The following is a 14,545-nucleotide window of genomic DNA, read 5'->3' as shown; positions in this document are numbered from 1 at the left end:
GTGCGCCATCCCCGGCGACGGGGAGACAACCTGAGGAGACGAGAATGTCAGTGAATGTGTCGATCACGGTCAATGGAAAACCGGTCTCGGCGGAAGTGGACGACGAGACCCTGCTCGTGACCTTCTTGCGGGATCACCTGCGCCTGACGGGCACCCACGTCGGCTGCGACACCAGCCAGTGTGGCGCCTGCACCATCCACCTCAACGGGGACGCGGTCAAATCCTGCACCATGCTGGTCGCCCAGGCCGACGGCTGCGAGGTCGCGACCATCGAAGGCGTGTCCGACGGTGAGACGCTGCACCCGATGCAGCAGGCGTTCAAGGACAACCACGGTCTGCAGTGCGGTTTCTGCACGCCAGGCATGATCATGAGCGCACTCGACATCGTCAAGCAAAACGCGTCGCCCAGCGAGGGACAGGTGCGCGACGCTCTCGAGGGCAACCTCTGCCGCTGCACCGGGTACACCAACATCGTGCGCTCCATCCTCGCGGGTGCCAAAGAAATGGAGGCGAGCTGATGGCTGCTGCAGAACCCCTGAATACCGGCATCGGAGAATCCGTTACCCGCGTCGAGGACAGCCGCTTCCTGCGTGGCCTCGGCAACTACGTTGACGACATCGTCCTGCCGAGCCAGAGCTACGCCGTCATGGTGCGCTCGCCGCACGCACGCGCGACGATCAATGGCATCGACACCGCCGCCGCACTCGCTTCGGACGGGGTGTTGGCGGTGCTGACCGCGGACGACTTCAGTGCGTTTGGCGGTTTGCCCTGCGGTTGGCAGGTGCACAGCAAGAACGGCGACCCGATGACGGAACCCAAGCACCCGATCCTCGCCGAGGGCGCGGTGCGCCACGTCGGTGACCCGGTGGCGGTGGTCGTGGCCGAGAGCAAGGCGCAGGCACGCCGTGCGGCGGGTCTGGTGGATGTGAACTACAGCGAAGGAGACGCGGTCGTCGACCTGCAGTTGGCGGCCAGCGACGGCGCCGAGCTCGTGCACAGCGACACGCCCAGCAACGTGTGTTTTGACTGGGAACTCGGCGACGCTGCAGCGACCGACGCCGCCATCGCCGCTGCGGCCCACGTGACCCGGCTCGAGTTGGTCAACAACCGCCTGGTGCCAAACGCGATGGAACCGCGCGCGGCCATCGGTGACTACAACTCGGCGAACGGCGAGCACACGCTCTACACCACCAGCCAGAACCCGCACGTGATCCGCCTGCTGATGGGCGCCTTCGTGCTGAGCCTGCCCGAGCACAAATTGCGGGTCGTTGCACCTGACGTCGGCGGCGGCTTCGGCTCGAAGATCTTCCACTACGCCGAGGAGGCGATCGTCACGGTGGCGTCCAAGCTCATCGGCCGGCCAGTGAAGTGGACAGCGGATCGCAGCGAGTCGTTCATCTCCGACGCGCACGGTCGCGACCACGTGACCACGGTTGAACTCGCGCTGGACGGCGACGGCATGTTCCTCGGTTTGCGGTCGACCACGTTGGCCAACATGGGCGCGTACCTCTCGACCTTCGCGCCCTCGGTACCGACCTACTTGCACGGCACACTGTTGGCTGGCACCTACACCACACCGGCGATCTACACCAACGTCAAGGGCGTGTTCACCAATACGGTGGCAGTCGATGCCTACCGCGGCGCAGGGCGGCCCGAGGCCTCGTACCTGCTCGAGCGGGTGGTCGACCTCGCGGCGATTGAAACGGGCATCGACCCGGTCGAGTTGCGGCGGCGCAACTTCATCCAGCCCGCTGCGTTTCCCTACGACACACCGGTTGCACTCACCTATGACATCGGAAACTACCAGGCCACGCTCGATATGGCGCTGGAGAACACCGACGCCGCCGGGTTCGATGGCCGCAAGGCGGCGTCCGCGGCACGCGGCAAGCTGCGCGGTCGCGGCATCGCCTGCTACATCGAAGCCTGCGGTATCGCGCCGTCGAACATCGCCGGTGCACTCGGTGCCCGGGCCGGTCTTTACGAGGCGGCCACGGTGCGCGTTAACCCGACCGGCTCGGTCGCAGTGCTCACCGGCTCGCACTCTCACGGTCAGGGTCACGAAACGACCTTCGCGCAAGTGGTGTCCGACACCCTCGGTATCCCGATCGAGAACGTCGACATTGTCCACGGTGACACCGGCAAGATCCCCTTCGGTATGGGCACCTACGGGTCGCGTTCGATCGCGGTTGGGGGTGCAGCACTGTCGAACGCGCTCGACAAGATCGTCCTGAAGGGGCGCCAGATCGCGGCGCACCTGATGGAGGCGAGCGCCGACGACGTGGTGTTCAAGGACGGCCAGTTCTCGGTCGAAGGCACCGACAAATCGGTGGGCTTCGGCGATGTGGCGTTGACCGCCTATGTGCCGCACAACTTCCCGCTCGAGACGCTCGAGCCCGGCTTGGAGGAAACGGCGTTCTATGACCCGAAGAACTTCACCTACCCGTCGGGTGCCTACGTCTGTGAGGTCGAAGTGGACAAGGACACCGGCGTCATCGACATCGTCGAGTTCCACGCGTCAGACGACTTCGGCAACATCATCAACCCGATGATCGTCGAGGGTCAGGTGCACGGTGGGGTGGCACAAGGGGTTGGGCAGGCGCTGATGGAAGGCGCGGTCTACGACGACAACGGCCAGCTCCTGACTGGCAGCTACATGGATTACTGCATGCCGCGTGCGGACGACTTGCCCAACGTCACAGTAAGCAACCATGTGACCGCCTGCACGCACAACCCGTTGGGCGTGAAGGGCTGTGGTGAGGCCGGTGCGATCGGCTCCCCGCCGGCTGTTGTCAACGCCGTCATCAACGCGCTCAGCGACTACGGTGTGAAACACATCGACATGCCCGTGACGGCCCACAAGGTGTGGTCCATCATGAACGCCAACGGAAACTGAGGAGAGCCCCATGGAAGCTTTTACCTACCGCAAACCCGGCTCTGCTGACGAAGCTGTTGCCACGCTCAACGGCGCCGACGACGGCAAGTTCATGGCCGGTGGCATGACGCTGTTGCCCACCATGAAGCAGATGCTTGCGGCACCGGACACACTCGTCGACCTCGGCGGCATTGACGGACTTGTCGGCATCAGCCGTGACGGCGACACGCTTGTTGTCGGCGCGATGACCACCCACGCCTCGGTCGCCGCAAGCGCCGAGGTGCAGTCGGCCATTCCGGCCCTGGCGGCACTCGCAAGCGGCATTGGCGACCCGATGGTTCGCAACCGTGGCACCATTGGCGGGTCCATCGCCAACGCCGACCCCGCCGCGGACTACCCTGCGGCCGTCGTGGGCCTGAACGCCACGGTCAACACCAACACGCGCAGCATTGCTGCCGACGACTTCTTCGTCGACGTCTTCGAGACAGCCCTCGCTGACGACGAGTTGGTGGTGTCGGTCAGTTTTCCGATCCCGGCCAAGGCGGCGTACCGGAAGTTCCCCAACCCGGCCTCGCGCTACGCGGTTGTGGGGGTTATGGTGGCGCAAACCGGAGACGGTGTGCGAGTTGCAGTCACCGGAGCCGGGCCCAGCGTCTTCCGTGAAGCCGCGTTCGAGCAGGCCTTGGGTGGCAATTTTGCCGCCGATGCTCTCGACGGCCTCACGGTCGACGCGAGCAACCTCAATGAGGACATCCACGCCAGTGCCGCCTACCGGGCGAATCTGGTGTCCGTGATGGCCAAGAGGGCTGTGTCAGCCTGCTGAGGTCTCAGCACCCTGCACGGCCCGTTACTGGTGCAGTAGCGGGCCGTTTTTGTATCGGAAACACCCTATGTCTTTTTCGCTACCGACCACCGTCGACGGCACCCTGGCGCTTTTGAGTGCCCACGAGTACGTGGCCGATCGCGCGCTGGCGACAGCGCTGTTCCTGAGCCTGAAATTGGGCCGACCGTTGTTCCTCGAGGGGGACGCCGGCGTCGGCAAGACCGAGATCGCCAAGGTGGTGGCGGCGGCCACGGGCTCACCCCTGGTGCGCCTGCAATGCTACGAGGGCCTGGACGTCTCGGCGGCGGCGTACGAGTGGAACTACCCAGCACAGATGATGGAGATCCGCCTGGCTGAGGCAGGGCAGAGCGACAGCGACACGCTGCGCGAGCGGCTCTACAGCGAGCGCTTCCTCACGCGCAGGCCGCTGCTGCAAGCCCTCCAACCCGACGGTGCCGACCGGGCTGTGTTGCTGATCGACGAGCTGGACCGCGCCGATGAACCCTTTGAGGCGTTTCTGCTCGAAGTCCTTTCCGACTTCCAGATGTCCATTCCGGAACTTGGCACGGTGCGTTCGCAGCAGCCACCGATCGTCGTCGTCACGTCGAACCGAACCCGCGAGATTCACGACGCGATCAAGCGTCGCTGTTTCTACCACTGGGTCGACTACCCGAGCGCCGAGCGTGAACGCGAGATTCTGCGTCGCAAGGTGCCGCAGTTGCAAGATGACCTGAGCCGCGAGATCGTTGCCTTTGTGCAGAGTTTGCGCGGGCTCGATCTGTTCAAGTCGCCGGGCGTCGCCGAGACGCTGGACTGGGCACACGCCCTGACCCAGCTCGATGTCGTGTCGCTCGACCCTGAGGTGGTGGACCAATCCGTTGGCGCGCTGTTGAAATACCAGGACGACATCGCGCGGCTGCGCGGCACCGAGGCGGCGAGCTTGCTGGAACAGATTCGCATGGAAATGTCCCGTGATCAGTAGGGTGTCTCAGGCATCGACCTCAGGGGCGCGCCGACGTCGGAGCGCGCTGCGGTGACGTTGTCGTCCGAGCTGCGGCGAGTGCCGCGTTTGCCGGGCACCCACGGCGGACAGCTGGCGGACAACCTGATGCATTTCGCGCGTGTGCTGCGCGAAGTCGGCGTGCCCGTCGGACCCGGTGCGGTGCTGCGCGCCGCCGACGCCATTGGCGCCGTCGGGTTGCGCTCGCGCAGCGACCTCTACTGGACCTTGTCTGCGTGTTTTGTCAGCCGCCGTGAACACCGGCCGCTGTTCGACCAAACGTTTCACGTGTTTTGGCGCAACCCGCAGCTGCTCGAGCGCATGATGTCGATGATGCTGCCGCAACTGCGGGTGCCGAAGTCCGACGAGGCCGACAAGCTCAACCAACGCCTGACCGATGCGCTGAACGCCGACGCAGCGGACAGTCGGGATGTGCCCGAACAGGAGATTGTCGAGCACCAGTCGACCTTGACGTGGTCGGATCAGGAGACCCTGCAGGACATGGACTTCGAGACCATGAGTCAGCAGGAAACCCGCGACGCCCGGCGGGTGATCGAGCAGATGGACCTCGGCATGCCGCCGCAGCGCACGCGCCGCTACCGCAGCGGCAAGGGCCGTGAGATCGATTTGCGCGCGAGCGTGCGCGCTGCCGCGCGGCGCCCGGACTGCGGCATTCCACTGGTGACCCGACAGCGCCGCACGCGCGAACCGGCGATCGTGGCGCTGTGCGACATCTCGGGGTCGATGGCGCAATACTCGCGGATGATGCTGCACTTTCTACACGCGCTCACCCGCGATCAGCAGCGCGTGCACAGCTTCGTGTTCGGCACACGGCTGACCAACATCACACGCGCACTGGCGCAGCGTGATGTCGACGAGGCACTCGACACCGTCTCGCAACAGGTGTGCGATTGGAGCGGTGGCACGCGCATCGCCGACAGCCTGTTGCGGTTCAACCGTGACTGGTCGCGGCGCGTGATGTCGCAAGGGGCCGTCGTGTTGCTGATCACGGACGGTCTCGAGCGCGATGACAGTGCGTTGCTCGCAGTCGAGGCGGCGCGCTTGTCGCGCTCCTGCCAACGCCTGATCTGGCTCAACCCGCTGCTACGGTACGACAAGTACCAGGCGCTGGCCCAGGGGGCCAGGGCCTTGCTGCCCCACGTCAGTGACTTTCGCAGTGTGCACAACCTGACGGCCCTCGATGAACTCGCCGCACTGCTCGCCAGCCCGCGTGGCAACAGCATGCCTCCCCGCCGGCGCGCGGAACTGACTGTGGTGAAATGAGGGCGGGTGTGGGCACGCGGATCGCAGGGGTGCTGTTGGCGGCGGGGGAATCGCGCCGCATGGGTGAAACCAACAAACTGCTGCTGCCCGTGGCGGGGCAGGCGTTGCTGGCCCGCAGCGTGGCGCTGCTCGCCGACAGTCCGCTGAGCCCTCGGATGGTGGTCCTCGGACACCGTATCGAGGACAGTGCACCGGTGGTGAGCCAGCAGGGGATGGCGTTCGTGATCAATGCGCAGTTCGCCGAGGGCCAGCAGAGTTCGGTGCGCGCCGGCTTGCGTGCCGTGGTGCACGACGCCGACGCGGTGCTGGTCATGTTGGCCGATCTGCCGCGTCTGCAGCGCAGCACGCTCGCGTCGCTGCACGCCGCGGTGCAGACGTCGCCCGGCTTCGATGCCTGGGTGCCCGCGCACAAGGGCACCTGGGGCAACCCGCGCGTGCTCGGTGCAGCTTGGTGTCGCGCGCTGCTCGGCGACCCGGCGCTGTCGGCACGCACGTTGTTCAAACGCCACCCGGACCGGGTGGCGGTGGTGCCCGTCGACGACGCGGGTATTCTGCAGGACCTGGACACGCCCGACGACTACCGGGCGTACCTCGATGAGACGAGGAGATGACCTGATGGATTTCATTGACCAATTACGCGCGCTGCGCGATGCCAACAGGCCGTACGCGGTCGCCACGGTCGTCGACGTCGAGGGCTCATCCTCGGCGAAGACCGGCTCGAAGGCGATCATCGACGCCGACGGGCAGGTGGTGACCGGCTGGGTGGGCGGCGGCTGCGCGGAATCGACGGCCTGCCACGCAGCGCTTGAGGCGCTCGACAGCGGCCAGACGACAATCATCGACATCGACCTCGACGACGAGGTCCTCGGCGTGGGCATGCCGTGTGGCGGGAGTATGCGAGTGTACGTGGAACCGGTTCAAAGACAGCGCTGCGTGTGGATCATGGGGCACGGTGAGGTGGCGGAGCATCTGTGCCGTTTTGCGCACGCGCTCGGGCACCGCGTTATCGTCAACGACCCGATGGCCAGCGAGGCGAAATTTCCCGATGCCCACGAGCGCATCACCGACGACCTCGACTATGCAAAGCTCGACCCGCACGAAAGCGACTTTGTCGTCATCGCGACGCAGCACAAGGGCGACCACGAGTCGATGACGCGCGCGCTGGCGTCGGGGGCCGGGCTGATCTCCCTGATTGCGAGCCGCAAGCGTGCCGGACTCGTGATGGATTACCTGCGCGATCAGGGCTTCGACGACCAGGCGCTCTCGCGTGTGATGGCGCCCTGCGGGCTCGACATCGGCGCGCGCGTGCCGGCCGAGATTGCCTTGAGTGTGCTCAGTGAGATCACCCTGCATTGGCGCGGCGGCAGCGGCCGACGCATGCGTGAGTTGCTTGACGATCCGGCCGATGACTGAGATCAACAGCCTCTGGCGCGGGGATTTTCCCCAACTGCGCGCGGACACGGCCCTGCACTACCTCGACTCGGCGGCGACCGCGTTGAAGCCCGACGCCGTGCTCGAGGCCTGCACACGCGCCATGGGCCGCGAGTACGGACCGATCCACCGCGGGTTGTACCCGGCCGCCGAGCGTGCCACGGACGCCTACGAGGACGCGCGTGGCACGGTGTCGGCCTTCCTCGGCGCCGGCGTTGACGACCTGCTGATCTTCACCCGCTCGGCCACCGAGTCGATCAACGTGGTGGCCACCGGTTGGCTTGAGCCCCGGTTGGCGCCCGGCGACGAGGTCTGGGTCAGTGTGATGGAGCACCACGCGAACTACCTGCCCTGGCAGCGTGCCTGTGCGCGCACCGGGGCGACGCTTCGGGTGCTGCCGTTGAGCGACGCGAGCGGTTTCGACTTCGAGTCGATGCCGACCGTGACCCCCGCCGTCAAGATGATCGCGCTGACCGCTGTCTCCAACGTGCTCGGTGAAGCGCCGCCCATCGCTGCCGTGTGCGAGCAAGCGAGCGCTGTTGGCGCGGCCGTGCTGGTGGACGCGGCGCAGTCCGTTGGGCACCAAACCACGGCGTTTGACGCCTTGGGCTGCGATTTCCTCGTGGCGTCCGGTCACAAGATGCTGGGCCCGACCGGTGTTGGCGTGCTGCTCGGTCGGCGCGCGGCGCTCGAGCAGATCGAACCCCTGCTGGTCGGCGGCGGCATGGTCGACCAGGCGACGCTCGCAACCCCGGCGTGGGCGGCCCTGCCGGCCCGTCTCGAGGCCGGTTCGCCGAACCTCGTCGGCGCGGTGGGCATGGCGGCAGCAGCGCGCTACCTCGAGTCGGCCGGTCGCGACGCCGTGGCGGAGCATGTCGCGCAGCTCAGCGCGCACGCCCGCAGTGCCCTGTCGGCCATCGACGGGGTGACGGTGTACGGGATGGCGTCGCCGTCGAGTGGCCACGGCATCGTTTCGTTCAATCTCGACGACGTGCACCCGCACGACGTCGGCCAGATCGCCGGCGAACAGGGCGTGGCCATTCGCGCCGGTCACCACTGTTGCCAACCGTTGATGCAGGCCCTCGGAGTCGATGCGACGGCGCGCGCGAGCTTCGCACTCTACAACGACACGGCCGATGTCGACGCGCTGGTCGCTGCGGTGGCGTCGGTCAAGGACCTCTTCGGATCCATGCCATGAGCAGCTCACTCTACCGTGAACACCTACTCGACCATTTTCGTCGGCCGCGCAACAAGGGGGCGCTCGACGCGGCCATGGACCGGGAGCGGGGCAGCAACCCGCGCTGCGGAGACGACCTCGAAGTCGGCGTGTCGATCGCCGACGGCCACCTCGCGTCCCTGCGTTTCCACGGCAGAGGCTGCTCGGTGTGCATCGCGTCGGCATCGATGCTGACCGAAACCTGTGAGGCCCTGTCCGTGTCCGAGGCACGGGCGCTGTGTACGTCACTCGAGGATTGGGTCGGACAGCGCACCGGCGGTGAGCCACCGCACAGCCAACTCGAGGCACTCGACGGGGCACGGCCCCACGCCTCGAGGCACACCTGCATCCTCCTCGCCTGGCGCGCGCTCGCGGTGCTACTTGACCGACACACGAACGCGGCGCCCTCGGGCGACTGAAACGTCGCCGGCGCCAGCGGGTTTGCCCCGACTAGCCGTCGGGCGCCGTGTAGACCTCGGTGTCGGGGTGAAAGGCGTACCAGGCGAACCAGAAACCGACGATGCCCGGCAGGGCCTCGCCGTCGCCTGTGGTGATCTGAGCGGTGCGGTGCTCGCTGTCGAAATGCACCTGCACCGGTGTGCCGCCGATCGAGTCGACGAGCGGTGAGGCACCGCTCTGGGCAAGCTCCACAAAGGGCCACGCCTTCTCGCTGCCGTTGTGGCTCAGGCCGATGACGTTTTCCTTCGGGTGGTACCGCTTGCTCTCGGCCGACACCGGGAACATGACGTGGCTGCTGCTGTAGTAGCCGGTGTAGGGATCGCGCGCGTAATTGCGGGCGAAGCCGGTCTGGTCGCTGAGCACCACCGTGTCGCGGTGCCGGCGCCGCCAGTCCGCCCACGAGGTGTGCGTCACCGGGATCAGTTGCAGGCGTGTGCCGGTGTCGGGTCCGGTGACGGCCTCGGCCTTGATCTGCGACCACAGGCTCTCGCGGCTGCGGTCGTAGAGCAGCACATCGCTGTTGTACAGCAAGCCCGACACACCGAACTGACGGTCTTCTCCGTCGATCGCGCCGTGGAAGACCACGCCGGTGCCACACAACGGACAGAAGCTCACCACCACCGCGTTGCCGTTGATTCGGTCGTTGACAATCTCGTGCCAGTTCAGAATGGCGATGGGGTAGGCGCGTTGCACGCCGTCGACGTCGAGCCCGAGCACGCGATCATCGTCAGCGAGAAAGTCGGCGTCCTCGGCCGAGACGAACACCGGGTTGTCGATCGACGGAATGCCGTCGCGCGGCGGGCCGCCATGGAAGATCTTGCTCGGAGGAACCGTGGCACCGTCGAGGTCGAAGCCGTTCAGGGTGCGGCCGTGCGTCGCGGTCGCGAGTGCCGAGAGACACACGAGCGCACCCGTGAACACGGTTCGTAGGACAGGCGTCATGTCGGCTAACCCCCTTGAGGTGGCAACAGATCAGGCTCTGTTGCACCTTGAGAGCTTTCTCAGCGGAGCGCAAGTCCGTAGTTCTACCAGTCGCGTGCCGGTGCAACGTGGTGCACCGGCCGCCATGCCACGTGCGGGTCCGGGCGATCCGGTGGCGTCAGGACCCGGGGTACTCGCGGCGCGTGGCGCCGGTGTAGATCTGCTGCGGACGGCCGATCCGGAAGTGCGGGTCGGTGTGCATCTCCTGCCAGTGTGCGATCCACCCCACAGTACGTGCCATCGCAAACATCACCGTGAACATGCTCATCGGGATGTTGAGCGCACGCAGGATGATGCCCGAGTAGAAGTCGACGTTCGGGAACAACTTGCGCTCCTTGAAGTAGTCGTCGGCGAGCACAGCCTCTTCGAGTTCGCGGGCCAGCTGGAACAGCGGCTGATCGCCTCCGAGCTCGTCCAGCAAGTCGTGGCAGACACCCTGGATGCACGTGGCGCGGGGGTCGTAGTTCTTGTAGACGCGGTGGCCGAAGCCCATCAGTCGGAATGGGTCGTTCTTGTCTTTCGCCCGGGCGATGGTGCTCTCAATGGTTTCGCCCGATTCCATGATGCTGTCGAGCATGTTCATCACGGCCTCGTTTGCACCCCCGTGGGCCGGTCCCCAGAGGCAGGCGATGCCGGCGGCGATCGATGCGAAGGGGTTTGCACCGGAGCTGCCAGCGAGTCGCACGGTTGAGGTGGAGGCATTCTGCTCGTGGTCTGCATGCAAGATCAGCAAGGTTTCCAATGCGCGCACCGCAGCGGGTGACGGCGTGTATTCCTCGGCTGGTACGGCAAACATCAGGTGCAGGAAGTTCTCGGAGTAGCCGAGGTTGTTGCGCGGGTAGACAAACGGCTGTCCACGGAAGTGTTTGTAACAGTAGGATGCCAGAGTTGGCATTTTGGCAATCAGGCGGTGCGCCGTGATTTGCCGGTGCTCGGGGTCGTTGATGTCGATCGAGTCGTGGTAGAAGGACGCGAGCGCGGCAACGGTGGCCGACAACATCGCCATCGGGTGAGCGTCGTGCCTGAAGCCCTGCATGAATTGCCCGATGTTTTCGTGCACCATCGTGTGGTTCTTGATGATGTTTTCGAAATCCTGCGATTGGGTCGCGTCCGGGAGCTCGCCCTTGAGCAGCAGGTAGCACACCTCGAGGTAGCTCGATTTTTCGGCCAGTTGCTCGATTGGGTAGCCGCGGTGCAGCAGGATGCCTTGCTCGCCATCGATATAGGTGATGGCACTGCTGCACGATGCGGTTGCAGCGAAACCGGGGTCGTACGTGAAGTAGCCTGTCTGTTTCGCCAACGAGCGCACATCGATTGCGTTGTGCCCGACCGTGCCCTCGACGACCGGTAACTCTGCGGTCTTGCCCGATGTGGGATCGGTAACCGTGACGTGTTTGTCGGACATGCGTATTCCTCGACGTTGGCTGTGATTGGTTCGACAGGGTGCTGCGCCCCGGCGCGGCGTGAAGCCGTCGTGGTGAGTGCTTTGCGCACCCGCAGCAAAACCGTCACGCTGAAAGACCCTGCCGGTGGCCCGCAAACCGCCGGGTGGCGGCGGATCGGCGAGCGTCGTGACTCAGATGACTCGCAGAATTCTTGCCGGAAATTCCCGGTTTGTCGATGAAAACGTCGCATAATCATCTGTATTGGTCATTGCTATAGTGCCGAACGTTCAGGAATTCACGCAAAAATGCCAATATCTCGCACCATCTCGCGTCGACCCGGTCGTTGGGTCCGGTTTTTCGTGACGGTGGGGATCTGCCGTCGTGCGGGGCAAACAGCGTCGTTGTGCACCGCAGCATTCAGCCCTTCCGAGGCGCTAACAGCGACGCCGACTTCCGCGCGCGCGCGCGTCCGTCAGGCGAGCGGTGCGCTGTCCGAGAGGCCCCAGCGGTGACAGAAATCGTGGGTTTGTCGGTGTTGATAGTCGACCGGCATCCGATCGTGCGCGATGCGCTCACTTCCGCCGTCCAGTCGCTGGTTGCCGTCGATCACGTGGTCGCCGTGCCGGCATTGCCCGAGGCCCGAATGCAGTTGGCTCGGGCGGCCAATCACCTGCTGCTGCTGGACCATTTGCCGGTCGGGCAACGCGAGACCATGTACCTCGATGCGATGCGGCGCCAGTGCGCGCGGTTGGTGGTGTTGCACTTTGCCGCGGACGAATCCGCGGCGAATGTGGAAGCGACGCGCGAAGCGGGCTGCGACGGTTTCGTGCCGAAATCGGCGTCCGTGCCGTCGTTGCTGATGGCGATTGAGACCGTGCTTTCAGGTGCGCGGTATTTCCCGACGCTGGTGTCATCACACGGCGACGGTGGCCAGCCCCCGCTGGCTGACCCGCCGATCCTGCTCTCACGTCGGCGGCGCCAGGTGCTCCACTGCGTGCTCGGCGGTCAGAGCAACGCGGAGATCGCGGCGGCGCTTGGCATCGCGGAGGGCACGGTGAAAAGCCACGTGTCACACATCATGCGGGCCTTCGATGTCAACAGCCGCGCCCGGCTCATCCTGCGTGCGCGCAGCTCGGGTATGGGCTGACCCACGCTCAGCCGCGCATGCCCCAGGCGATACTGACAGCGAGCGCGAGCACGGCCCAGGTGACCATATTGGTGCTCTGGTTGTCGCGCGCGAGGGCGCTTCTGGCAAAGGCGCTGCCGGCGCGTTTGACGGCGACAATGGTCGTGGTCAACGCGTAGGCCTGGGCGTGGTAGACGCGGTCGAACACGGCGTCGAGCGCCGGCGGCACCGTGCGCGCGAGCAGCCTGCGGTAGAACCAATCGGTGTCGAGTACGACCGACCGGAGTTCCGGTGGGTAGATCTTCCACACCATCATCACCGTGAACGCCAGAGCCGAGTACATCAACAGCTGGAGTTGGGTGATCACGTGCGCCGTGGTGTAGGGCACGTAGTCAACCGGGTAGGGCAGGATGGCGTACAGCAAGCCGGGAAACACCCCGATGCCGATGCACAGCGCCGCGGTGATGCCCATCGCAATGCGCATGCTCAGTGGGGCCTCTTCACAGCGGATGCCGCTGTCGTGCGCGAAAAAGGCGAAGTAGGGGATCTTGATACCCGAATGGTGGAACACGCCGGCGGATGCAAAGATCAACATCAGCCACACCACGGTCAGGTGCTCGTAGGCGACCGCCGAGACAATCATGGACTTCGACACGAAGCCGCTGAACAACGGGAAGGCCGAGATCGATGCCGCACCGATGATGCAGCACACAGTGGTGAACGGCATCGACTTGTAGAGGCCACCGAGCTCGGAGCCCTTGCAGGTGCCGGCGCGCAGCAGCACTGCGCCCATGCTCATGAACAGCAGCGCCTTGTAGAGGATGTGGCAGAACGCGTGAGCGGCTGCGCCGTTGATCGAGAGCTGGGTGCCGATGCCGATGCCGACGACCATGAAGCCCAACTGGTTGTTCAGGCTGTACGCCAACACCCGGCGCAAGTCGTTCTCGATCACCGCGTAGAAGATCGGGAAGGCGGTCATTGCAGCCCCGATCCAGATCAGCATGTCGGTGCCGGCATAGCCGCGCGCGAGAGCATACACCGCGAGTTTGGTCGTGAACGCCGACAACAGCACCGTGCCGCTGGCCGTCGCCTCGGGGTAGGTGTCCTGCAACCAGTTGTGCAGGAACGGGAAGGCGCACTTGATACCGAAAGCGAGGAAGATCAGCTTGCCGCCGACGGTGTCGAGGTCCATCGCGGCAAAGGTGATCGACCCGCTCTCGTTGTAGTGCAGCACCAGGCCAGCGAGCAGGATGACGCCAGAGCCGATCTGGATGATGAGGTACCGCATGCCCGCCTTGAAGGCGGATTCGGTGCGCCGTGCCCAGATCAGGAATACCGAGGACGCGGCCGTGAGCTCCCAGTAGACGAACAGTGTGACAAGGTCACCCGCAAACGCCGCGCCGATGGCGGAGCCCGCGTAGAGCAGACCGGCTGTCGGGTGCACGGGATCGTCGTCGTGCAGGGCGTAGATCACGCCAAGCACCGCAGCGATGTGGAAGATCAGGCCGAACACGAAGCTCAAACCGTCCAGACGGAAGGTCTCGAGCGTCATCTCGTACAGCGGCACTTCGGCGAAGCTGCCGTAGGGGTGCAACACCAACTGCAGCATCGACACCAGCGGTAAGGCGATGACGTAGGCCGTGCGCCAGGGTTGCGGGAAGAGCGGGACCAGCAGCGCGCCGAAGATCAGGATCAGCGCGGGGTTCAGACCGTCAATCATAGTAGTCCTCGTCGCGCATCAGAAAGACGCGCATGAGCTTTGCCGCGAGGACCAGCAACACGCACATGATGAACCCGTACAAGGCGTAAAAACCGAACACGTTCTCCACGGCGAAGTGCGCGTGCTTGTGGTAGAAGAAGTCGGCGAGAAACAGGGCGGCGCAGACGATGCCGAGCGCCCAGATGATTTTCCTGACGTTCTCCGGCTTGTCGAACCACGTGTTTTCGGCGGTTTTTTTGTCCATGGCT

Annotated in this window: 14 protein-coding genes; 10 read left to right on the top strand and 4 right to left on the bottom strand. The window is 65.2% G+C overall.

Annotation, left to right across the window (positions count from 1 at the left end; translation table 11 throughout):
- Window positions 1-44 precede the first annotated feature (44 nt).
- The 9 genes from AAGA11_00835 to sufU all read left to right on the top strand — a co-directional run bounded on the left by AAGA11_00835 (window position 45) and on the right by sufU (window position 9,045).
- Window positions 45-518 carry a (2Fe-2S)-binding protein gene (locus AAGA11_00835; GenBank protein MEM9601380.1) on the top strand — a complete coding sequence of 158 codons (474 nt, stop codon included), beginning with the start codon at window positions 45-47 and terminating at the stop codon, window positions 516-518.
- On the top strand, window positions 518-2,893 hold the full coding sequence (locus tag AAGA11_00830; GenBank protein MEM9601379.1) for a xanthine dehydrogenase family protein molybdopterin-binding subunit: 2,376 nt from the start codon (window positions 518-520) through the stop codon (window positions 2,891-2,893). Before AAGA11_00835 ends, AAGA11_00830 begins: the two co-directional genes overlap by 1 nt.
- Window positions 2,894-2,903: 10 nt before the next feature.
- Window positions 2,904-3,695, top strand: coding sequence for a xanthine dehydrogenase family protein subunit M (locus AAGA11_00825; protein ID MEM9601378.1), 792 nt, complete (start codon window positions 2,904-2,906; stop codon window positions 3,693-3,695).
- Window positions 3,696-3,762: 67 nt separating this feature from the next.
- Complete coding sequence (locus AAGA11_00820) at window positions 3,763-4,677, top strand: MoxR family ATPase (protein ID MEM9601377.1); 915 nt, start codon at window positions 3,763-3,765, stop codon at window positions 4,675-4,677.
- Window positions 4,678-4,728: 51 nt separating this feature from the next.
- A complete protein-coding gene (locus tag AAGA11_00815) occupies window positions 4,729-5,979 on the top strand; it encodes a VWA domain-containing protein (GenBank protein ID MEM9601376.1) in 1,251 nt (416 codons plus the stop codon).
- 8 nt (window positions 5,980-5,987) lie between these two features.
- A complete protein-coding gene (locus AAGA11_00810) occupies window positions 5,988-6,590 on the top strand; it encodes a nucleotidyltransferase family protein (GenBank protein ID MEM9601375.1) in 603 nt (200 codons plus the stop codon).
- Between the two features lie 4 nt (window positions 6,591-6,594).
- Window positions 6,595-7,392, top strand: a complete 798-nt coding sequence (locus AAGA11_00805) for an XdhC family protein (GenBank protein ID MEM9601374.1) — start codon at window positions 6,595-6,597, stop codon at window positions 7,390-7,392.
- Window positions 7,385-8,608, top strand: coding sequence for an aminotransferase class V-fold PLP-dependent enzyme (locus tag AAGA11_00800; GenBank protein MEM9601373.1), 1,224 nt, complete (start codon window positions 7,385-7,387; stop codon window positions 8,606-8,608). The genes AAGA11_00805 and AAGA11_00800 overlap by 8 nt, the downstream gene beginning before the upstream one ends.
- Window positions 8,605-9,045, top strand: coding sequence for a Fe-S cluster assembly sulfur transfer protein SufU (gene sufU / locus AAGA11_00795; GenBank protein MEM9601372.1), 441 nt, complete (start codon window positions 8,605-8,607; stop codon window positions 9,043-9,045). Before AAGA11_00800 ends, sufU begins: the two co-directional genes overlap by 4 nt.
- A gap of 31 nt (window positions 9,046-9,076) precedes the next feature.
- Here the strand turns inward: sufU and AAGA11_00790 are convergent, their stop codons facing one another.
- Together AAGA11_00790 and AAGA11_00785 are read right to left on the bottom strand one after the other, a co-directional pair.
- Complete coding sequence (locus AAGA11_00790; GenBank protein ID MEM9601371.1) at window positions 9,077-10,027, bottom strand: DUF3179 domain-containing protein; 951 nt, start codon at window positions 10,025-10,027, stop codon at window positions 9,077-9,079.
- Window positions 10,028-10,184: 157 nt separating this feature from the next.
- Window positions 10,185-11,471, bottom strand: a complete 1,287-nt coding sequence (locus tag AAGA11_00785; GenBank protein MEM9601370.1) for a citrate synthase — start codon at window positions 11,469-11,471, stop codon at window positions 10,185-10,187.
- A gap of 488 nt (window positions 11,472-11,959) precedes the next feature.
- On the opposite strand from AAGA11_00785, the gene AAGA11_00780 reads away from it, so the two are divergent.
- Window positions 11,960-12,598: a response regulator transcription factor gene (locus AAGA11_00780; GenBank protein ID MEM9601369.1), complete on the top strand. Its 639-nt coding sequence runs from the start codon at window positions 11,960-11,962 to the stop codon at window positions 12,596-12,598.
- A gap of 7 nt (window positions 12,599-12,605) precedes the next feature.
- Here AAGA11_00780 and AAGA11_00775 read toward each other — a convergent pair whose 3' ends face one another.
- Both AAGA11_00775 and AAGA11_00770 read right to left on the bottom strand, forming a co-directional pair.
- Window positions 12,606-14,297, bottom strand: coding sequence for a Na(+)/H(+) antiporter subunit D (locus AAGA11_00775; protein ID MEM9601368.1), 1,692 nt, complete (start codon window positions 14,295-14,297; stop codon window positions 12,606-12,608).
- A complete protein-coding gene (locus AAGA11_00770) occupies window positions 14,290-14,541 on the bottom strand; it encodes a hypothetical protein (protein MEM9601367.1) in 252 nt (83 codons plus the stop codon). Before AAGA11_00770 ends, AAGA11_00775 begins: the two co-directional genes overlap by 8 nt.
- Between the last annotated feature and the right edge of the window lie 4 nt (window positions 14,542-14,545).

The organism is Pseudomonadota bacterium (assembly GCA_039196715.1).
Classification (GTDB): Bacteria; Pseudomonadota; Gammaproteobacteria; order CALCKW01; family CALCKW01; genus CALCKW01.
This window is presented reverse-complemented; position numbering and strand designations above follow the sequence as displayed.